The organism is Streptomyces endocoffeicus (assembly GCF_016741935.1).
In the GTDB taxonomy this organism is placed as follows: domain Bacteria; phylum Actinomycetota; class Actinomycetes; order Streptomycetales; family Streptomycetaceae; genus Streptomyces; species Streptomyces endocoffeicus.
Map to the genome: position 1 here is coordinate 1 of NZ_JAERRG010000055.1, position 18,407 is coordinate 18,407.

Below are 18,407 nucleotides of genomic sequence, written 5' to 3' on the forward strand. Positions count from 1 at the left end.
TCGGGCGGCCGCGGGCGGCCAGGGTGGGATCGGTGTGCCGGGCGATGTCCGCGGCCTTGAACAGCGTCTCGCGCAGGCCAGGATGTCCTTGGCGGGTGGGCGGTCCGTCGCGGCCTGTCAGTCCGGACTGACTGAGGCGGGGGACCAGGCCGGTGAAGGCGCGGATGCCGGCGAGGCTGGTGAAGCGGTTCGGGTCTCCGAGCCGGCCCAGGATTCCCGCCGCGGTGGTGACGCCGAGACCGGGGCCGGAGGCGATGATCCGGCCGGGGTCGGCTTCTTCGTAGAGGACGGTGATCCGGTCCTCCAGGGTGGTGATCTGTGCGTTCAGGTGAGTGGCCATGTGAGCCTCACCGGCGATGTCCTCGGCGAGTTCGGCGAAGTCGAGGGCGCCGTCGGGCCAGAGCTGAAGGTTCTGCCGGGCGGCGCCCGCGATTCGTTCGGCGTGTTCCTCGCGCCACTGGCCGCGGCTGTGCCGGATCAGGAGGGCGGCCAGGCGCTTGCGGCCCAGTCGCCGCAGGGCGTGGGGGGTCGGCGCCGGTTTTCTCCAGCACGGCCAGAGCGGCTTTGGAGTACGAGCCCGTGCCCAGAGCGTCTGCCCAGGCGGGCCCGAGGAGTTCGAGCAGGGCATCGAGCCGGTAGAAGGTGGCCGTGCGGCGTTCGACCAGTGAGCTGCGGCGGCGGACAGCTCGGCGCAGTGCGTTGGCCGGTCCTGTGTCCGACAGTTCCCGCAGCCCTTCGGGGTGCGGTAGCGGCAGCCGGGCCAGGACCCGGGAGTCGAGCCGGTCGTTCTTGGTGTGCTTGGAGTAGTAGTCGCGCAGGTCAGCGGACTGCTCTGGCGGCACCAGGACCACCTTGGCGCCGTGGCGCTGGAACCACGCGGCGAGCGGGACCCACGCGTTGCGGGTCGGTTCCATGATGGCGACGACGTCGTCGGTGGTGGGCAGACTGTCCCATAACCGTTCCAGGTCTGTGGGTGTGGTGGTGAAGCGCCGGCCGGAGAACTGGATCTCTCCGGTGGCGTCGGTGCAGGTGGCCCGGTGTGAGGCCCGGCAGGCCACGTCGATTCCCAGATGCAGTCTCAACAGGGCTCCCGTCGGGTGCGGCGGCAGGTTGACCGTTGTCCAGACCTTCCGCCACGACCTGCTTGGCACGTGTTCCGCAGGGTTGTGCTGACCGGACATTCGGTAGCAGTGGTCCACGCTGGCCGTGGCCACGGGTTTCCAACAGGGACGCACGTGCGTCGGGAGGTTCGACCAGCCGTCGATCAGCGTTAAGAAGTCGCCTGCAAGGAGACGCTTCGGTCAGTGATCCAGCCATGCCGGAAGAACCGGACCCGACGCACCCTACGCAGCCCCCGAAGATCCCGGAGGGCCACGCCCCAAGCTAAATGTCAGTGCTGACCTCTAGCGTCGCCCCATGAGCTACCGTGACGTCGCCTCGAGGCAGGTCCTGATCTGGTCCTGCACCACCGTCGGCGCCCGCATGCCGGTGGCCATGGCCCCGTTGGCCCTGGTCTTCCTGGTGCGCGAACGCCCCGGCGGCTACTCCCTGGGCGCGATCCTCGCGGCGTCCTACGTCATCGGCGAGATCGCCGGCGCCCCCTTCCTCGGGATGCGCCTGCGCCCCGACCGCGCCCGCGCTCACCTGGCCGTCGGACTCGCGGTCGGAGCCGCCGCCTTCGCGGGCCTCGGCGTGTTCCCCGACGCGTATCCGGCGGTCCTCGCCGGGTTTGCGTGTCTCGCCGGTGCCGCCCCGGCCGCTGCCACCGGTGGCCTGCGCACGCTGCTCACCGTGCTCGTCCCGGAGCGTGCGACAGCGCAGGCGCTGTCCGTCGAGTCGATACTGACGGCCGGCATCTGGGCCGTCTCCCCGGCCGCGGTTGCCGGTCTGGCCCTCGGTGTCGCATCGCCCGTCCCGCTGTTCCTCGGCGCCGCCCTGATGGCGTCGTCGGTCGCGGGCCTGTGGCTGCTTCCGGCCAGCTGGGGCGCGGACGACACGGGCGGCGAGGATCGGACGGGCGCGTCGCTGCTGCGAATCCTGACCGGCGTCTGGCCGGTGTACGTCATGGGCGCGGCCAGTCTGGCCCTGCTCGGTCTGGCAGAACTCGTGCTGCCGGCCCTGCTCGAACAGCGCGGCGTCGGCGTCGGCTGGTCCGGTCCGCTGCTGACCGGCATGGCGGTGGGCGGGGGGCTCGGCGCCTTCGTCCACGGTCTTCGGTCCTGGCCCGGGCGGCTGCGCACCCGCAGCGTGGTGCTGATGGCCGGGACATCGGCCTGCGTGGCCCTGGCGGCGCTGACGCCTCACCCGGCTGGGATCACCGCCGCGCTGGTCGTGGGGGGCACGCTCCAGTCGTGCGCGATGCTCACCCGCAATCTGTCCCTGCGCGAGGCACTTCCGCCGGGCGCTCTGGCCGCGGGTTACTCGGTGATGTACGCGGCGGCGGGTGCGGGTTACGCGGCGACAGGGTCGCTGGCCGGTGCGCTCCTCAAGGTGGTGGTACCGTCCACGGCCATCCTGGCCGGAGTCGGCCTGACCCTGGTGCTGACGGGGGTCGGCTGGTGGGGCGAGGTACGCCGGGCCGGCCGTTCAGCGCCGGGAGCCGACACCGCCGTAACTCTCGGCTCCGCCGCTTCCCGTCCTGCCGCTTCCGATCCCGTCGTCCCCGGCCCGGAAGGGCCAGCGATAGGTGGTCGGGGTGACGCCGAGCACCTGTTGTAGGTGCTGCCGCATCGACTGGGCCGTGCCGAACACCAGCAACCAGCCCTTCTGATAGGGCTCTTTAAAATCGGCTCTGACCGCAGTCCCCTGAAAGCGCAGGTCAGCGACGGAAAATGTAACGTCCTTCGTCTGGGTGTCCGCTCCGTGGCGATCAGTCCGGGACGTAGGGGCAGCGGTTGGCTGTCCGGTGATGATCGATGGCGCGGCGCTCGGGCACCATGCCGAGCTTGCGGATGACGTTCTCGGAGGCGTTGTCACCCACCTGGTTGATGCTGATGATGCGGTCGAGGCCACGGTCTTGGAGCGCGAACTCCAGAGTGGCATGGGCGGCTTCGGATGCGTATCCCTGGCCCCAGAACTGTGAGCCGAGCCGCCAGCTGATGGCCACGGCGGGCAGTACCTCCGGCAGGTACTCGGGCACGGACAGGCCAGTGAAGCCTGCCAGTTCGCCCGAGGCCAGCAGTTCGACGGCGAAGGGTCCGAAGCCTTCCTCGTCCCACTCCTCCTCCCACCGCTCGATGGCCTCTGCCGTGTGGTCCAGGTCGTGCACCGAGCCGTCGTCAATCCAGCGCATGACCCGCGGGTCCGCGTTGATGTCCGCCATCGGCGCGAGGTCAGCGTCATGCCAGCGACGGAGGAGGAGGCGGGGTGTACGGATCTCGGCCATGGCGCTCATCCTGCCGAAGGCAACGGCCTCATCGGTAATCCGGGGCTCGCTCGTGCTGCCGCTCCGGGACGCAATCACCGGCCCCGGCGATGCACCGCATCCTGCGCACCGGTTCGCACCACACCGCGACGCGCACGCGCAGGGTGACGGATCGCGGTGTAGATGCGGCCAGTACGCGCCCTTGTCCAAGGCATGCCGCACCCGATGCTGACCCCTTGACCATGTTCGCTACTGGCCGCATCGTCCCCTTGGTGCGTGTGATGCGCAGTGCACCGAGAAGAGGCAACCTCCCACACCCGCCCCGCGCGCCGTCACTGTCTGTCGAGGGCCCGGAGTCCAGGCGAACTGAAGTCTCTTCACGGTGTACTACGGACGGTGGTTGGGTCTGGGCAGGTCGTGCGGGTTGGTGGTGTGGGGTCGGTGCAATCTGTGGAGCTCCGGTTGTAGTGACAACCGCTCAGGAGCCGCCCCTGAGCTGGTCGCGCTGGATCTGGTAAGCGAGGGCACGACGCACAGAGGCTGATGCGGTGGTGGTGACCTCCGCGGGGATGTCGAGACCGCGACTGATCTCGTCGTATGCGTTCCGGTAGCTGCTGGGCATCTGTGCCTGGTGCAGCGTCAGGTCCTCTTCGACGAGGCGCCGCAGCTCGTCGACGTTCTGGGGTGTGAAGCGCTTCTTCCCTCTGGCGATGGCGTGGACGTAGCGCGTGCAGCGGGCGGTGTCGTAGTTCTCGGAGATTTCCTCAGCGAGGCCCCAGAGGCGTCCTTCGAGCCAGGGCACGTCGTGCTGGTCGAGAGAGAGTTTCGTCGGGGGTAGTGGGTCGCCCATCTTGTACTTCGTCACCTGCTTGGACACGGCGGGCTGACTCATGTCGGTGAGCTGGGCGATCCTGTCCTGGGTCCAGCCGAAGTCGGCGAACATCTTGATCATTTCGGCGCGTAGCTTTCGCATCTCCTCGCCCGCGCGGATGACCTCGTTCATGCCGGCGAGCATCCGCTCAGCCTGTTCCTCGGTCAGCGTTTCGGGGTTCTGGGGTGTGTCCTTTTCGCCTGCCATAGCTCGGTTATATACCCGAGTGGCTCTGCTGCCATAACTAGGTTGTATAACCTGGTTATGGCTGGCATGATCCGCGTCATGCCTACCTTCTCCGCACCTGACGGAACCCGGCTCGCCTATCGCGTGATCGGAGACGGCGACCCGGTCGTCTGCCTCCCCGGAGGTCCCACGGACTCCCTCTACCTCGGCGACCTGGGCGGCCTGTCCACGCACCGTCAGCTGATCATTTTGGATCTTCGCGGCACCGGACGGTCCGCGATTCCCGAAGACACCTCTTCCTACCGCTGCGATCACCTGGTCAACGACGTCGAGGCGCTGCGTGAACATTTCGCGCTCCCTCGGATGGACCTGCTCGGCCACTCCGCCGGCACGAACCTTGCGACGCAATACGTGGCCCGGTACCCGAAAAACGTCGGCAAGTTCGCCCTGATCGGTCCCAGTCCCCGAACTGTTGGCATCGAGATCAGTGGGGAGATGCGACGCGAACTCGCGCAGCTTCGGAAGGACGAGCCGTGGTTCCCTGCGGCGTTCGCCGCTCTGGAGGCGATCGTCGAGGGCACGGGCAGCGACTGGGAAGCCCTCGCTCCCTTCCTCTGGGGCCGCTGGGACGCCACGGCACAGAACCATCACGCGTCAAGCCAGCCGAAAAACAAGGAAGCTGTCGCTCTCTTCGCGGCCGAGGGCGCCTTCAACCCGGCGACCACTCGTGCGGCGCTCGCCGCCTGCGAGGTCCCCGTGCTGCTGCTCGCCGGAGAGTTCGACTTGAACAGCCCCCCTCAGTCGGCGGCTGAGTTCGCGGCGCTGTTCCCTGATGCCACGCTCGTGGTTCAGCCGGGAGCTGGCCACTACCCCTGGCTCGACGACCCCGACCAGTTCGTGGCGACCACAACAGCATTCCTGGGATAACTACCTCCACCCGCGGCTGATGGCGTGCGGGCCCTCTGGCGGCCGGCGGTCAGCCCAATCAAAGTTGCTCATGGTGGTGTCGAGTCGTCTTCCACGAAGGTGACCGAGGGCTGTGGGCACTCCGGCCGTCCGCCCCGGTAGATGCGGGCTGCCGACAGGCTGTGCCCGTCGTCGTCACCACCCTCGCCCTGATGAAGGAGCACGGCGCCCAGGCCGCGGTGTGGCGGCGCCTGGGCCGCACCGGCCGGCAGACCCTCACCGACGCGCTCGACAACCCCGACGGCGATCAACCGCACGAGCAGGAACTCGCCGCCGCCCGGGCAGGGCACGAGGCTCACCGCCTGGCCGAGTGGGAAAATCACCGGCCGGTATGCGCCGACTGCGGGGAGAAGTTCAGCGACGACCGGTACACCTACGTCAAACACCACCGCCCTACCCGGAACTATGACCACACCCTGTGCACCACCTGCCAGGAGAGGAACACGGCGGCTACGGCGGCCGCCGCTGAGTGGACCGCGAGGCCGCCCGCGCCGGACCCGGCCACCACGGCCGTAGAAGCTGGGGCATAGCACGGTCCAGCGCGAGGCGTGGACGCTCGCGCGGTACTTCGACTTCCTGGTCGTCCGCTACCAGGGGGATATCCACGCGCTGACCGGCCATGTGCTCGTGCCGCCGATCGACGAGTTCAACCGTCCGGCGAAGAGCGAGTACGGGACGCCGCGGATCCCGCCGGCGGAGGCGGAAGTGGACCAGTTGTTCGCCGGCTGGCGGGGGTCGTTGGGCCAGGCCCGGAAGTTCTTGCCGGCTGCCCGGGATTACATGGTCGCCTCGTTGTGGCGGCGCGTCGGCACACGGATGACCGAGACGCTCAAGCTGGATATCCGCGACTGGCGGCCGGACCTGGGCGGCTACGGCCGAAGGCCCGCGGCGATGGCGACGGCCCACGCTCCTGAGGATCCTGGGTGCCGCGCGGGTGTTGGTGCTGGTGGTGTCGGTATGTTCCTGCGGTGTGGTTCTGGTCAAGCAGGGGTTTGATTCGGGACACGGTCAGAGGATCGCGGGGTTTGGACGGGTGGGGGCTGCATACTTTCGGATGGGTCTGTTGGTATGTGTCCCCTGGTGGGGCGCGTGGCCTCGAAGGATCTGAACGACACCCGGCAACACCCGGCTCCACTGCGCGTCTTCTGCCCGCATCGTGTGAAAGCCAAGGTAGGGAGTCCTTACCCATGCCCTCCGTGCTGCACTATGAAATCGTCACGGATCCGACATCACCGCAAGCCTCGCGTCCTGGGGCGCCGTCCGTAGGGACGGTGTACGTGGTCGTCTCCAACACGCACCGGTCTGACGTGATCTGTCGGCACATCGATGTGCTGATTCCGACCGGTACCGGCAGCGGTGACCTGACCGGCGACGCTGCGGCGATCAAAGCGAATATCACCAGGAGCTATCCAACGCCGCCCGGTGAGGAGCCCCCGGGCTTCTTTCGGCACAGCGGGGGCCGCTTCCGGGCCGCACGCCCCTCGAAACTTCCGATGACGCTGCCCGCACAGGAGTCCTTGACTCTGACGCTGGAGAACATCCCGGTTTCCGACCATCCGGGGCTTGTTCTCATCGAGATCCACGAGATTGCTTACGGCGGCGAAACGCCCGTTACGTCTATGCCCGGCCACCCCTCTTACACCAAGCTCGCGCTGGTGAAGCAGACGCCGCAGGTCCCGCAGAACTTCCGCGCGGAACACTCGCTGGTGGGGGCAGGCCAGAACGTCGTCCTGTACTGGGACGGGCCGACCAACCTCACGTACGGGATCCGCTATCCGGACGGGTCTGTGGAACGCGTCAATCCGCCAGTGCGGCCCGCCCCGATACCGTACGGGCCCTACCACCACACGCCCACCCGTTCCCTGACGCGGGGCACCACTTACACCCTTGTGGCCGGGACGCCCGGCAGCGACGGGCACATACAGGAGGGGTACTTCCTCACCACCACCGTCCACGCGCTCATCCCCGAGTTCGAGAGCGGAGCGCGCGCCCTGTGGGTCGAAGGGACGACAGACCGGGGCCGGGTCACTTTCACCGGGGACGGTGTGAAGGTCGAGGACCACAACCGTGTTCTGGGCACGGTCGAGGCCGGGACCGCCGACGTGCACGATGTGAGGACCGGGAAGGTCGGGGGGAAGGCCGCTGACTCCGGCTGGATCGACTTCCCCGGTACCGGCATCACCGTCCACCACGGCCCGGGCGATGACCTCGGTGTCGTCACCGCCGAGCGCATCGACGTCAACGGTGTCAACACCGAGTGGGTCGGCGACCGCGACAGGGGCAAGGGGTGGATCGGGTTCCCTCAGTCGGGGATCGACGTCCGCAAGGACGGAGGCCAGGAGCCGGGCACCGTCGCCGCCGACAAAGCCGACCTCAACGGCGTCAACACCGCATGGGTCCAGGGCCGCGGCACCACCGACGGCCGGATCGAGTTCCCCCAGTCCGGCATCGACGTCCGCAGGGACGGAGGGCAGGAGCGAGGCACCGTCTCGGCCGACACGGCGGACCTGAACAGCGTGACCGCACAGTGGGTTGAGGGACCCAGCGGTACGAAGAGCCGCCTTGCTTTCACCGACACCGGAGTGAAGATCTCCGACCCCGACGGTCACAGGGGAACCATCGTGGCGGGCGAGACCAACGTTCGCAGCGTCGTCACCCCCTGGGTGTCAGGGCCTCAGGAAGGCGCAGGATGGATCACCTTCCGGGTGGAGGGGGTAGACGTGATGCAGCACAGCAAGGTCTCCTTCGGCACGATCCGAGCTGCCGCGTACGAGGAGAAACACGGGGGGACCGGACGCCCCCTGCACCGAAGGCTGGACCCGTACGCCTGGCCGCCGAAGTCAGACAAAAAGACACCTTCCGCCTCCAGCAGCCTGCGCGAGGATCCGGAGTAGGCGGCCCAAGCCGTCTCCGTCGGGTCACCGAGCGGCCCGGATGAGGATGCCTGCGACGAGGAGAGCTGCTCTGCAGCCGGTGGCGGTCTTGTCATAGCGAGAGGCAAGGCCGCGCCACTGCTTGAGCTTGTTGACGCACCGCTCCAGGTGAAACGCGCTCACTGACATTTCGATGTCCAACGGCATTTCGGCCGCCGTCGAACCCCGGGTTCGCCGGGCCCGTACGAACCCGGGCCCGGCGGAGTACGGTTACGGGAGCATCGCCCGTCTGTTCGCTACCGAGCCCCCTTCGGAAAACTCGAACCCACGGCCCTTGGCCATTTCCTCCAGCCGCTGGATGGCGGCACGCGCATTGCCCAGGGCCCGGTGGCCGCCGCTCGGCTTCTGTCAGGTGTAGCTGCCGAAGTAGTCGTGCCAGTCGCCGTAGAAGGCGGCGTACTGCTCCATCGCGCACTCCTCCCACGCCTGCGCGTCCAGCCAGGCGCCCGCGCGGCCGGGTGCAGCCGCTCGCCGTAGCCGGGCTGCCTGGTCAAGTCGACCGTGCCCTGGACGAGGTGGTGCGGGTGGAGCTCCCACAGCAGCCGTCCGGTGTCGTACTCCCGGTTGTAGACCACGATGCGGCGCCCGGCCAGGGCCTCGGTGAGGCGGGAGAGGATCTCGGAAAAGGTGGGCGCGCCTTCCACCATGGCATCGGTGATGCCGTGAATCGCCGTCGCCTGGGCCGGGATCGGCTCGCCCGGGTTGAGGAGCGTGCCGAGCAGCACCGTCCCGGACGCCGTGGTGACGGCCATCTCCCCGATCCGCGACGTCGCGGCCAGTCCCGTCGTCTCGGTGTCCAGAATCGCGTACACGTCCGGGTCAGTGAGGATCTTGTGCGCCCACGTGATGGTCGGCCCGAGGTCGCCCCACCGGGCGCGGTCGGCCCGCCGCTGCGCCTCGACATGCTTGTGCTCGATCTCGCGTTCGCGCGGCGCGCAGTGCCAGTCGGTCATCGCCTGCTCGCGCTCGCTCATCGCTGTCCACACCGTGAGCGGGAACAGCTGCACCAGGCAGCGCCGGCAGGAGCGTTCCACCAGCGACCGTGTCATCCGGCGTCCGCGCTCGATCCGTTCGTCGCGCGCCAGGCACATCTCGCCGTCCAAGTTCCTGGCCGGCGCCGGGGTCTGGAAGACGGTGGCGCAGTCCTGGCACGTCCGGCGGCGCGGATCCGCCCGGCGCTGTGCTTCCCGGTCCCGGCACCGGCCGCACATCCCCCACACCGGGACCGGGAACACCTCGCCGCAGTCGGTTCAGGTGCGCCGCTGCTGCATCTGGCGGCGCTGCAGAGCCGACAGCGGCCGCATCTTCGCCGACTCCTGCGGATCCCACGGCTCCACCCGGTTCCCGTACCAGCGGGTGTAGACGTATGCGACCGGACGCTGCCCCACGCCGACCCGCTGATGCCGACACCCTGCTGTTCCGGTCAGCGCGTGAGGCGCCGGTAACCAGGCGGTCGAGTCGCATCATGTGCATGGTGCCGAGGTGCGGCTCGACGGGAACGTGCTGTTAGTGAAAGCGCATGGCCCGGTCGCGATGTCGGCGGATCGGCGCGGTGCCTGCCGGTCAGGTGCGGGCTGGGCGGCCGAACCAGTGACCGGACCGTTGCTGGGACAGCAGGATGACGATGGCGATACCAACTCCGCCCAGGATCAGTCCGGCAGGTTGTCCCTGTCCCAGGGTGCCCAGTCCGACGATGATCATCAGCGAAGCGGTGATGGTCGCCGTACCCCGTGAGCCCGGCTTCCTCTTCGAGAAGCGCAGAGCGCTGATCAGGCCCAAGAACGCTGGGAGGGACGTGGCGAAGATTGACCCGGCCGCCTCCACGTGGTCCGTCGCGATGGCAAGCGCCATGCCGAGCAGGCCGAGCCCACTCATCACGAAGAACAGCACCTGTGCGGCCCGGACCGGCCCCGGCATCGGCTGGGGTTGGTGCCCGCCCGGGACCGCGCCGCCGTTCGGATACGGCTGATAGGGCTGGGGCTCGCCATACGGGGAGGGGCCGTGCGCAACAGGTCCCCCTTGACCAGCATTGTTCCATCCTGGCTGCTGTTGGCTGGACATGGTCAAGACCCTATCAGCGCCTCATCTCCGTGATCTCACACATCACCATCGCGCACGGCTGCCAGACGCTGGTCGAACATCGCCTTTTGCGGCCTTCGTCGGTCGCTAGCTTTTCTGCAGGGTGCGGGTGACGCCCGCGATGACAGCGGTCGCCAGCACCCAGCCGAAGGCGGTCAGGAGGTAGGCCAGCCACTGGAGGCTGTCGTTCGACCAGTACCAGGCCGTGCGTTGGCCCGGACCACCGATGGGGATCAAGAGGTCGAGTGTGTAGACGAGGGGCTGGAACGGGGCGCTTTCCCCTTGTTTAACCGGGTTGGGGGAGTGGCTGCCGAAGGACAGCGTGCCCAGCAAGGTCAGCGCGAGGAGCCAGATACCAGCCAGCCAGGGGCGGTAGCCGTAACCGACGGTCGCGTCGAGCAGGTGCCCCCACACGCGCGCGGCCGGGTGAAGAGTTTGACGTCGATGGCGCTGTTTGGCCAGGAGCACGCGGCGGGCGTCGTCGTCGTGGCCGGCCTTCCGGTACCAGCTCGCCAATTGCTCGTAGGGCTGCGGGCTGTATCCGGGGCTGCGTCGTATCCACGCCACGCGGTGGGCCACGGAGTCCCGCTGCCGCACTGCCTCCCGCCGCTCGCCTGCCTCGTCCCTCTGGATGGAGCCGTAGACGAAGCCGTCCAGCTCCACCACGTCCGGCCAGCTGTGCCTGCTGTCGTGAAGGTGGGACACCTGGGCGCCCCGCAGGTCCACGGCCCCGGAGGGTGACCGGGCGAGGGCGAAGTCGAAGTCGGCTGACTGCATCCGTGAGGCGGTCAATGACGGGCCTTGACCGTCGCGCGGCCCGTTCAGGACGGCTCCTTCAAAGGTCACGTTGTCCGAGACCCGGGCACCCCACAGCCGCACGATCCCGTTCGCTGTGAACCGGTCGGAGAAGTCGAGCGTCGAGGCCACAGCATTGTCCAGGACCAGCGCCACCCCACGCTGTCCGGGGCGCTTCAGTAGTGCACCGCGCATGTGCAGCCCGCCCGGCAGCTGGGCTTCCATGAAACGGAGTTCACCATGCGCAACGAATCCGCCCTGGCAGTAGACACCGCCCTCAGCGACCAGCCCGCCGGCGGACACTGCCCATTCCTCAGGTGCGGCGATCCCAGCTCCGTTGAGGTTCACGGCACCGCTCACGTGGGCGTTGATGAGCGATAACGCGGTGACCTTACGGTGGAGAGGCGAGGCAGAGCCGCTTTCCAGGCGAGAGCGCCGCAGGTCGATGCGTCCTTCAACACGGGTCAGGCCGGCTTCCAGGCCCGGCACCCGGCTGGCCACGATCACAATCGACTGGGTCGACGCTCCGGAAAGGTCCACGCCCTCCTCGAACCAGCAGTCCTCGAACCAGAGGACGTGAGCGATCTGCGCTCCGGCCAGGTTGAGGCGCCCGGATATCCGACCCCCGGCGAGCCTGAGGCATGCAATGGCGCCCGACTGCGCGGTGTTCGCCCCTTGGAGGAGCGCCACGATCACGGCGGCCCGAACCGTCCGCCCCGGGCCCCACTGTCCACCCTCGGCGACACGGTCGTCCTCGGGCACCCCCGTGCGCAGGTCCACCTGACGCCCCATGGGGAACGCATCCGACAGCTCCCGCTCCGCGGAAGTCAACTGGTCGTATGAGAGCGCTCTTACAGAATATTGATCTGCCATCGCGCTCGCCTTGCCGACCACGCGCGGATCGGAAGGCGACCACAGAGAGATGCGGCCTCGACGGCACGGGGCAGTACTGCGCAAAGCGCGCCGAGCCCCCCCGACGGCCCGAGCGCCCCATCGTCTGTCAGTGCCGTGGTGTGTCCTGATATTGCGTCCTTTCAGCTCGGCTTCGCCCCGTGGAGGTTCTCGTGACCAGGTCGACCGAGCCGGTTGCTCTGCCCGTCTACTGGTCGGGGAGGTGCCGGACCATCTGCGCACGATGACTCAGCTCAAGGAGCAGTGGCTCAAGCCGGCCGAGGGGCAAGAGCCGGTTGCGCTGCTGCGGAAGTACCGGCGCGGGCACGGGTGGGGCGAATTCCCTTTGTATGACCCGGATGATGCGGCGGCGATGCGGCCGTTGTCGGCCAGGCAGCAGGCGGCGATGACGGTTCGGCGCAGGTGCCCGGTGTGCAGGGAAGTCCGGGGCTGCGTCGTGTACCGGAGGTGCCGGCAGTGCGCGGAGGAGGAACAGGAGCGGCAGCTTGGGCTCCGGCGGCGTACGTGTGTGTGGTGTCGGCGGGTGTTGCGCCGATCCGGCGGAACGCACCCGGTTCATCGACCGCCTTCTGACCGCCCGGGCCCCCGACAGCCGGCTACGGGTATTGATCGCGGTACGGGCCGACTTCTTCGGACACCTGGCCGGCCACCGCCCCCTCGCCGACGCCCTGCGCGACGCCACTCTCCTGGTGCCGCCCATGAACCGCGACGAACTCCGCGAGGCCGTCGTCAAGCCCGCCCAGGCGGCAGGGCTCATCGTCGAACGCACCCTGACCGCCCGCATCATCGACGAGGTCGACGGCGAACCCGGCGCGCTGCCCCTGATGTTCCACGCCCTGCTGGAGACCTGGCACCGCCGCAAAGGCCGCGCCCTCAGCCTGGCCGCCTGCGAAGCCGCCGGCGGCGTGCACGGCGCCGGCGCCCAGACCGCCGAAGACCTCTACACCCGCTTCATCCCGCCGCAAGCTGCCTGCGCCCGCCGGATCCTGCTACGGCTGATCACCCCGGGAGAGGGCGCGCAGGACACCCGGCGGCCCGCACCCCGGGAAGAACTGGAGACAGGAACCTCCTCCGCTACCGCCGAGGTGCTGGAGCGGCTGGTGAAGGCACGATTGGTCATCCTCGACGGCAGCACTGTGCATCTCGCACGCGAGGCCCTCATCGCCGCCTGGCCGCGGTTACGGAAGTGGATCGATGAAGACCGCGACCGCCTGCGTCTCCACTGCCGGCTCACCGACGCCGCCCACCCGTGGCAAACCCTCGGCCGCGATCCCGGCGCTGGCTTCGTTCACTTCAAGCGGTTCTGGCACAGCTTCCGTGCTCGATGACGCTTCGTGGCCTGTAGTTGTCGGCGGAGTGGCTGTGTCGGTTTCTGAGGGAGTCGTTTCGACGTGACTTCGGGAGTCGTTTTGCGGCGAGCATCAAGATCAATCTCAGTGACTTTTGATGTCAGAAGCTGGTCCTCTCGCTCTCCGCTCCACCGCGTCTGGCCTGACGTCCACTCCCACTCAAGTCGGCGACCTCTACAGCTGATCTCCCGGCGCATCGCCGCGAGCCGCTCGAACGCGATCACCGCCAACCGGGCGCCCAGGGCTGGTATTCGCTGTTCCCGAACCCGGTCGTCGCCGAATCGCTCCTGGACAAGCTGATCAACACGAGCCACCAGGTATTCATGAACGACCCCTTCTACAGGCCGGACAACGACTCAAGGCCGCGATCACCAAAGCGTGAGTCGGCCCCTGGGCTACCGAGGCCGTCGAATCGCTGTTCCGCGTTGCTCAGCCGAGCGGTCCCGTCATCGCGTGCGGCCGTACCGCCGGTTCGAGCAGCGACAACGTCCGCTGCTCTGCATCGAGGGCGGCACGGATACCGACCGGCATCGGCAGATTCGCGCCTGCGTGCCCGACCTCTACGTTGCCCAGGACCGGTATGTCGCGGTCACCGAGGACGTCGAGGACGATCTCGGCCAGGCTCGGAGAGCCGTCGGGCGAATCGAGCCCGTCGATCGCCTCCGGAACGCCCACGACCATGCCGGAGATCCGATCGAGAATCCCGCTGTGCCGCAGTATCTGCAGATAGCTCCACACGTACGATGCCTGGCCGCCCAGCTCCTCCCAGAACAGCACCGCGCCGTCGAAGCATTCGAGCGGCAGCGCGAAAGGCGTCGCCTGCGCCAGCACGATGCGATTGATGACCCCGCCGATAAGCGGACCTTCGGCACGCCCGGCACGCCAGCACTCCCACGACGGGCCGGCGGGCAGCGCACCGATCGGCTCCGTGCCGGTCAGCAGCGTCGAGTACAGCTTCCCCAGTTCCTCCCGGCGGGCCGCGGACGCTCTTTGCCAGTGCCCTCCGAGACCGGGCGTGGCCAGGTCGGCATGGAACCCGACCAGCCCCGTGCGCGCGTAGAGCACCAGGTGCAGCAGTGAGATGTCGCTGTAGCCGAGGATCGGCTTGGGGTCGGCCCTGATCGCGTCGAAGTCGATCAGGTCGAGGTATCCGAACACCGTCTGGCCACCGTCGTGCGCGACGATCGCGCGCACCTCGGTATCACGCAGTAGACCGTTGAGCTCCTTGGCGATCTCGTCCGGCCGAGCCGCGCTCCACCAGCGGTGCCGTCCGGCTTCGAGGAGCGGCGCGAGACGCACACGGAATCCCATCCGTTCGATCTCGGCCACCGCCCGTTCGAGATCGGGCGCGTATCTGGCATCGAGCGGCCCGGACAGCGCCGCGACGACGACGAGGTCTCCGGGCCCCAGGGCGCGAGGGCGCAGCAGTTGAGGCAGTGCGGGATGGGTCACCGAGGCAGTGTCGCGACAGCCATGACAACACGCTACTCATTTACCGATCGGCCACCCGGTGGCCCCCCTGTGTGGCGCCCGGTCAGCTGGCCTGGGTCTGTTCGGCCAGGGCTTTGGTGTGGGCGAGGCGGTAGGACTCGGTGCCGGTCTGAATGATGGCGCCGTTGAAGGTCAGGTGGTCGACGATGGCCGCGCAGAGCCGCGGATCGGTGAAGGTCTTCGTCCACCCGCTGAAACTTTCGTTCGAAGCGATGGCGACGCTGTTCTTCTCCTCGCGCTCGGTCAGAACCTGAAACAGCAGTTCAGCGCCCCTGCGGTCAAGCTCCATGTAGCCGAGTTCATCAATGCATAAAAGATCGACGCGGCCGTAGCGGGCGATCGTCTTGGACAGTTGCTTCTCGTCGGCGGCTTCGACCAGTTCGTTGACGAGTTTGGTGGCCAGCACGTAGCGGACGCGGTAGCCGTGCATCGCGGCCTCGGTGCCCAGGGCGATCAGCAGGTGGGACTTGCCGGTGCCGGAGTCGCCGATCAGGCAGAGCGGCTCCCCTTTCTTGACCCATTCACAGGTGGCGAGGGTGTTGACGGTGGCCGGGTCGATGTTGGGATTGGCTTCGAAGTCGAACGCCCGCAGTTATCCGGGGTTGATGGGCAAGACAGTACCGACGTTGCTGATGATGTCGTTGCGGACGGCGTCGGCATGGTCGCGGCGAACGACGCACGCTATTTCGAGCAGGTCGTATCAGTAGGGTGATGCCGCTGCTGGCAGCGATGGCGAGAAGCTGGCCACTCGGAGCACCAAGCAGCGCTGAGTTCGATCGTCGGGCCGACCGAGCAGCCCCTCGCCGCACTCAGCACGGGGCCGACGACTGACTGCTGCCAAGCGCGCTACCGACAGCACATCGTTCGGTATCCGCAGCGCACATCCGAGTCGGGGTACATACTCAACATCAGCGGTGACCGCTTGCTGAGGGGAGCAAAGACTATGAGCACGAAGATTCGGTTGTCGGGCGCTCAAGCGCAGTCGGCACTAGTTGAGCTGAGCGACTGGCTCTCCCGGGAGGACCTGCTACGGGGCCGGATCTCGATTGAGCGTGGTCCGATCCAGCCTGAACAGATGGGTGCTATCAGCGATGTGCTGCTCGTGGCGCTGAGCGCCAACGGTGCCGGAGTGGCACTTGCGACCTCGCTCTCGGTGTGGATCAAGCATCGTCGCCCCTCGATCGATCTCGAAGTCACCAACGAGAACGGGCAGTCTGTCACAGTGCATGTGCGCGACGCGCCCGCGCAAGACATCGAGCCACTGCTGAGGAAGGCGCTGGAGAAGTAACCGAGATGTCTACTTCGACCTCTTCAGCGGGCCTGCCAGAGTGACCCACGCAATGAGTTTGCTCAACGACCAGACTAGATGGTGGGGGGTAGCGTGAGACTGCCAGACCCGACGGCGTCACGAGCCCTGCTGCTCGGCACGAGCAGCTATGTGGATCCCGAACTGCCGGACCTGCCCGCCATCAAGAACAACGTCCAGGACTTAGCCGAGATTCTGACCAGCGACCAGGGTACGCGGTTGCAGCCCGACTGCTGCACTGCCTTGCTCGATCAGGACGATCGCGTGGTGATCGGCGAACGCTTGACAACCTTGGCTGCAACTGCCGAGGATCTCCTGCTTGTCTACTTCGCGGGCCACGGCCTGATTGGGCCGGATGGCGAGCTCTACCTATCTCTCCCAGGGTCACGGGTCGACCGAGACCTCGTGTCGTGGAGCAGCCTGCCGTTTTCGTTGTTGCGAGGCGCTCTCGCTAACGCACGTGCCAAAAACCGTGTTCTGATCCTCGATTGTTGCTTCTCTGGAATGGCAATCGATGTGATGGCCGATGTGGAGAGCATGGTCGCCGGTCAGATAGAGATATCCGGGACCTGCACCTTGGCATCGACGGCGGCCAACCGTGCCGCCGTGTCTCCTGCGGACGCGAGAAACACCGCCTATACCGGCGAACTGCTTGAGTTGCTGGGCAACGGTCTCGACAGCGATGCCGAGTTCGTGACATTGCTGGCCGCCCACGAACACCTCTCGAGAACGCTCGTCAGCCGCGGGCTTCCACGGCCCGAGCAGCGCAACACCGGAACGATCGGCTGGCTCGCGCTTGCCCCGAACTCGCTGCCAGTCGGGAGCGAGGTGCTCAATCTATCAACGGGAGAAAAGGGTTGGCACCCCTACCGGGATGCCGCTGAAGCGATGCGGTTTGCAACAATGAAGGATCCGGAACGTCGGCTGCGATCAGGCGCCCGCTCCGATGTCGACGACATGTTCGAACTCGGTCGTCTCCTGGAGCAACAGGGCGACACCACAGAAGCCGAACACTACTATCGAAAGGCTGCCGATCGAGGCCACATATTCGCCCAGCGTCGGTATTCACCGAGCCTAGAAAGCTCCTCGGGCGACCCGCTGGTCGTGACGACGATGAGAGGAGCGGAAAATGGAAGCGCCTCGTCAAGCGACGGGCGGCGGCACGCTCCCCTCGGTGGCCATACCGTCCGCCTCTATGTCGAGGCCGTCTGCGACCAAGCCGTCCTGCTACGGGCGTTGAGACCTGTGGTCGTAGTCCGAGAGCCTCCGCTGGACGGAGATCTTATTATTCCCATGGCAGCCGTGGAGGTGCGAAGGTACGAACTTGATCTAGATTCCGATTCACCGAGGCTGTCCGGTCCGCCATTCTTATACACCGTTTCCCGTAGTGATCCCGAGGTCTTCGAGATAACCACACAGTGCGAGCATCACTACGTTGAGTGGTATCTGGAATTGGAGTGGACCTGCGCCGGGCAAGTAGGCGTCACTGCCATCAATCGCGAACATCCCTTCCAAACAGCCGCATGGGCTCGCTGATGGCCACAGTTGAGCCGCCGTGAGACAGAATTCAGACATAGTGCAGCCCGACGGTGGGGATCAACGTCGGCCCCTGGGAGGTCCTGTCCTTGGACGCGGATCTTGCCTGAGGACGAGTGGGCAACGTTCTGCTTCTCCGCCGAGGGCAAGCCCATGGCCTGCTCGAAGGGGCTCACGATCGGATCGCACTACTCGATGGACGACATGCCAGCGCTGGACGTCCTGCTGCATCCTGGCGGCCGGGGAACCCGGCCTCAGCTCAACGACAGCCGGCACCTGGAGTGGGTGCGCCGCCAGCGCCGGTCGGTTCCGCTCATGACGAGCGTGTGCACGGGCTCGCTCGTCTTCGCTGCGGCCGGGCCTGCTGACCGGGCGTCCGGCCACCACCCATTGGGCCTCGTTGGAACAACTCAAAGAACTCGACCCGACGGTCGACGTGCGGGCCGACGAGCGGTTCGTCGATGACGGTGACACGGTCACCCCCGCGGGGGTCTCGGCCGGCATCGACATGGCTCTCCACCCCGTCGCCCGGTTGTCATCTCCGGAACGCGCGCGTCAGGTGCGCCGCGGTATTCAGTACGATCCGCAGCCACCGGTGTGACGTGACCACGTCGATGAC

General features: G+C 67.3%; 20 protein-coding genes and 1 pseudogene. 10 read left to right on the forward strand and 11 right to left on the reverse strand.

All coding sequences use genetic code 11. The features are described 5' to 3' along the window. Together JK364_RS51040 and JK364_RS51045 are read right to left on the reverse strand one after the other, a co-directional pair. The coding region (locus JK364_RS51040) for a transposase (RefSeq protein ID WP_201858330.1) at positions 1-340 on the reverse strand (340 nt) is incomplete at its 3' end. Between the two features lie 7 nt (positions 341-347). Further along, the gene (locus JK364_RS51045) at positions 348-1,082 is read right to left on the reverse strand and encodes an IS110 family transposase (protein WP_201858331.1); all 735 of its coding nucleotides are present in this window, start codon (positions 1,080-1,082) and stop codon (positions 348-350) included. A 334-nt stretch (positions 1,083-1,416) separates the two neighbouring features. On the opposite strand from JK364_RS51045, the gene JK364_RS51050 reads away from it, so the two are divergent. After that, complete coding sequence (locus JK364_RS51050; RefSeq protein WP_230993825.1) at positions 1,417-2,718, forward strand: MFS transporter; 1,302 nt, start codon at positions 1,417-1,419, stop codon at positions 2,716-2,718. Positions 2,719-2,869: 151 nt separating this feature from the next. Here the strand turns inward: JK364_RS51050 and JK364_RS51055 are convergent, their stop codons facing one another. Beyond that, the gene (locus JK364_RS51055) at positions 2,870-3,385 is read right to left on the reverse strand and encodes a GNAT family N-acetyltransferase (RefSeq protein WP_201858332.1); all 516 of its coding nucleotides are present in this window, start codon (positions 3,383-3,385) and stop codon (positions 2,870-2,872) included. 457 nt (positions 3,386-3,842) lie between these two features. Next, positions 3,843-4,442 carry a helix-turn-helix domain-containing protein gene (locus JK364_RS51060; protein WP_201858333.1) on the reverse strand — a complete coding sequence of 200 codons (600 nt, stop codon included), beginning with the start codon at positions 4,440-4,442 and terminating at the stop codon, positions 3,843-3,845. Between the two features lie 78 nt (positions 4,443-4,520). Here JK364_RS51060 and JK364_RS51065 point away from each other — a divergent pair, with 78 nt between their 5' ends. From JK364_RS51065 to JK364_RS51080, 4 genes are all read left to right on the forward strand, one after another. After that, a complete protein-coding gene (locus JK364_RS51065; RefSeq protein ID WP_201858364.1) occupies positions 4,521-5,348 on the forward strand; it encodes an alpha/beta fold hydrolase in 828 nt (275 codons plus the stop codon). Positions 5,349-5,509: 161 nt separating this feature from the next. Next, on the forward strand, positions 5,510-5,917 hold the full coding sequence (locus JK364_RS51070; RefSeq protein WP_201858334.1) for a hypothetical protein: 408 nt from the start codon (positions 5,510-5,512) through the stop codon (positions 5,915-5,917). Positions 5,918-6,014: 97 nt separating this feature from the next. After that, positions 6,015-6,383 (forward strand): hypothetical protein, encoded by a 369-nt coding sequence (locus JK364_RS51075; protein ID WP_201858335.1) that lies wholly within the window; start codon positions 6,015-6,017, stop codon positions 6,381-6,383. A gap of 497 nt (positions 6,384-6,880) precedes the next feature. Then, positions 6,881-8,281 (forward strand): hypothetical protein, encoded by a 1,401-nt coding sequence (locus JK364_RS51080; RefSeq protein ID WP_201858336.1) that lies wholly within the window; start codon positions 6,881-6,883, stop codon positions 8,279-8,281. A gap of 24 nt (positions 8,282-8,305) precedes the next feature. Here JK364_RS51080 and JK364_RS51085 read toward each other — a convergent pair whose 3' ends face one another. From JK364_RS51085 to JK364_RS51105, 5 genes are all read right to left on the reverse strand, one after another. Beyond that, positions 8,306-8,443, reverse strand: a complete 138-nt coding sequence (locus JK364_RS51085; protein ID WP_201858337.1) for a hypothetical protein — start codon at positions 8,441-8,443, stop codon at positions 8,306-8,308. A gap of 113 nt (positions 8,444-8,556) precedes the next feature. Then, positions 8,557-9,423, reverse strand: a complete 867-nt coding sequence (locus JK364_RS51090) for a 3'-5' exonuclease (protein ID WP_201858338.1) — start codon at positions 9,421-9,423, stop codon at positions 8,557-8,559. Positions 9,424-9,570: 147 nt separating this feature from the next. Further along, a complete protein-coding gene (locus tag JK364_RS51095) occupies positions 9,571-9,708 on the reverse strand; it encodes a hypothetical protein (protein ID WP_201858339.1) in 138 nt (45 codons plus the stop codon). Between the two features lie 175 nt (positions 9,709-9,883). Beyond that, positions 9,884-10,381, reverse strand: coding sequence for a hypothetical protein (locus JK364_RS51100; protein WP_201858340.1), 498 nt, complete (start codon positions 10,379-10,381; stop codon positions 9,884-9,886). A gap of 105 nt (positions 10,382-10,486) precedes the next feature. Next, on the reverse strand, positions 10,487-12,067 hold the full coding sequence (locus tag JK364_RS51105) for an oxidoreductase (protein ID WP_201858365.1): 1,581 nt from the start codon (positions 12,065-12,067) through the stop codon (positions 10,487-10,489). A 524-nt stretch (positions 12,068-12,591) separates the two neighbouring features. Between JK364_RS51105 and JK364_RS51110 the strand changes: the two genes are divergently transcribed. After that, the gene (locus JK364_RS51110; protein ID WP_201858341.1) at positions 12,592-13,434 is read left to right on the forward strand and encodes an nSTAND1 domain-containing NTPase; all 843 of its coding nucleotides are present in this window, start codon (positions 12,592-12,594) and stop codon (positions 13,432-13,434) included. 450 nt (positions 13,435-13,884) lie between these two features. On the opposite strand, the gene JK364_RS51120 is transcribed toward JK364_RS51110, so the two are convergent. Both JK364_RS51120 and JK364_RS51125 read right to left on the reverse strand, forming a co-directional pair. After that, positions 13,885-14,907, reverse strand: coding sequence for a S66 peptidase family protein (locus JK364_RS51120; RefSeq protein WP_201858342.1), 1,023 nt, complete (start codon positions 14,905-14,907; stop codon positions 13,885-13,887). A gap of 82 nt (positions 14,908-14,989) precedes the next feature. Then, positions 14,990-15,529: pseudogene (locus tag JK364_RS51125) on the reverse strand (ATP-binding protein); the annotation flags it as partial. A 360-nt stretch (positions 15,530-15,889) separates the two neighbouring features. Here JK364_RS51125 and JK364_RS51130 point away from each other — a divergent pair. The 4 genes from JK364_RS51130 (at position 15,890) to JK364_RS56485 (ending at position 18,389) form a co-directional block, all read left to right on the forward strand. Further along, positions 15,890-16,234 carry an effector-associated constant component EACC1 gene (locus tag JK364_RS51130; protein ID WP_201858343.1) on the forward strand — a complete coding sequence of 115 codons (345 nt, stop codon included), beginning with the start codon at positions 15,890-15,892 and terminating at the stop codon, positions 16,232-16,234. Between the two features lie 93 nt (positions 16,235-16,327). Further along, the gene (locus JK364_RS51135; RefSeq protein ID WP_201858344.1) at positions 16,328-17,788 is read left to right on the forward strand and encodes a caspase, EACC1-associated type; all 1,461 of its coding nucleotides are present in this window, start codon (positions 16,328-16,330) and stop codon (positions 17,786-17,788) included. 153 nt (positions 17,789-17,941) lie between these two features. After that, a complete protein-coding gene (locus tag JK364_RS56480; protein WP_230993830.1) occupies positions 17,942-18,253 on the forward strand; it encodes a type 1 glutamine amidotransferase family protein in 312 nt (103 codons plus the stop codon). Continuing rightward, positions 18,189-18,389, forward strand: coding sequence for a type 1 glutamine amidotransferase family protein (locus JK364_RS56485; RefSeq protein ID WP_230993833.1), 201 nt, complete (start codon positions 18,189-18,191; stop codon positions 18,387-18,389). The genes JK364_RS56480 and JK364_RS56485 overlap by 65 nt, the downstream gene beginning before the upstream one ends. The last annotated feature ends 18 nt before the right edge of the window (positions 18,390-18,407 follow it).

What these genes read in the sequence shown, in the direction of transcription:
- JK364_RS51050 (WP_230993825.1), top strand. Translation starts at nt 1,417, where the DNA reads ATGAGCTACCGTGACGTCGCCTCGAGGCAGGTCCTGATCTGGTCCTGC.
- JK364_RS51055 (WP_201858332.1), bottom strand. Translation starts at nt 3,385, where the DNA reads ATGGCCGAGATCCGTACACCCCGCCTCCTCCTCCGTCGCTGGCATGAC.
- JK364_RS51060 (WP_201858333.1), bottom strand. Translation starts at nt 4,442, where the DNA reads ATGGCAGGCGAAAAGGACACACCCCAGAACCCCGAAACGCTGACCGAG.
- JK364_RS51065 (WP_201858364.1), top strand. Translation starts at nt 4,521, where the DNA reads ATGCCTACCTTCTCCGCACCTGACGGAACCCGGCTCGCCTATCGCGTG.
- JK364_RS51080 (WP_201858336.1), top strand. Translation starts at nt 6,881, where the DNA reads ATGACGCTGCCCGCACAGGAGTCCTTGACTCTGACGCTGGAGAACATC.
- JK364_RS51100 (WP_201858340.1), bottom strand. Translation starts at nt 10,381, where the DNA reads ATGTCCAGCCAACAGCAGCCAGGATGGAACAATGCTGGTCAAGGGGGA.
- JK364_RS51105 (WP_201858365.1), bottom strand. Translation starts at nt 12,067, where the DNA reads ATGGCAGATCAATATTCTGTAAGAGCGCTCTCATACGACCAGTTGACT.
- JK364_RS51130 (WP_201858343.1), top strand. Translation starts at nt 15,890, where the DNA reads ATGAGCACGAAGATTCGGTTGTCGGGCGCTCAAGCGCAGTCGGCACTA.
- JK364_RS56480 (WP_230993830.1), top strand. Translation starts at nt 17,942, where the DNA reads ATGGCCTGCTCGAAGGGGCTCACGATCGGATCGCACTACTCGATGGAC.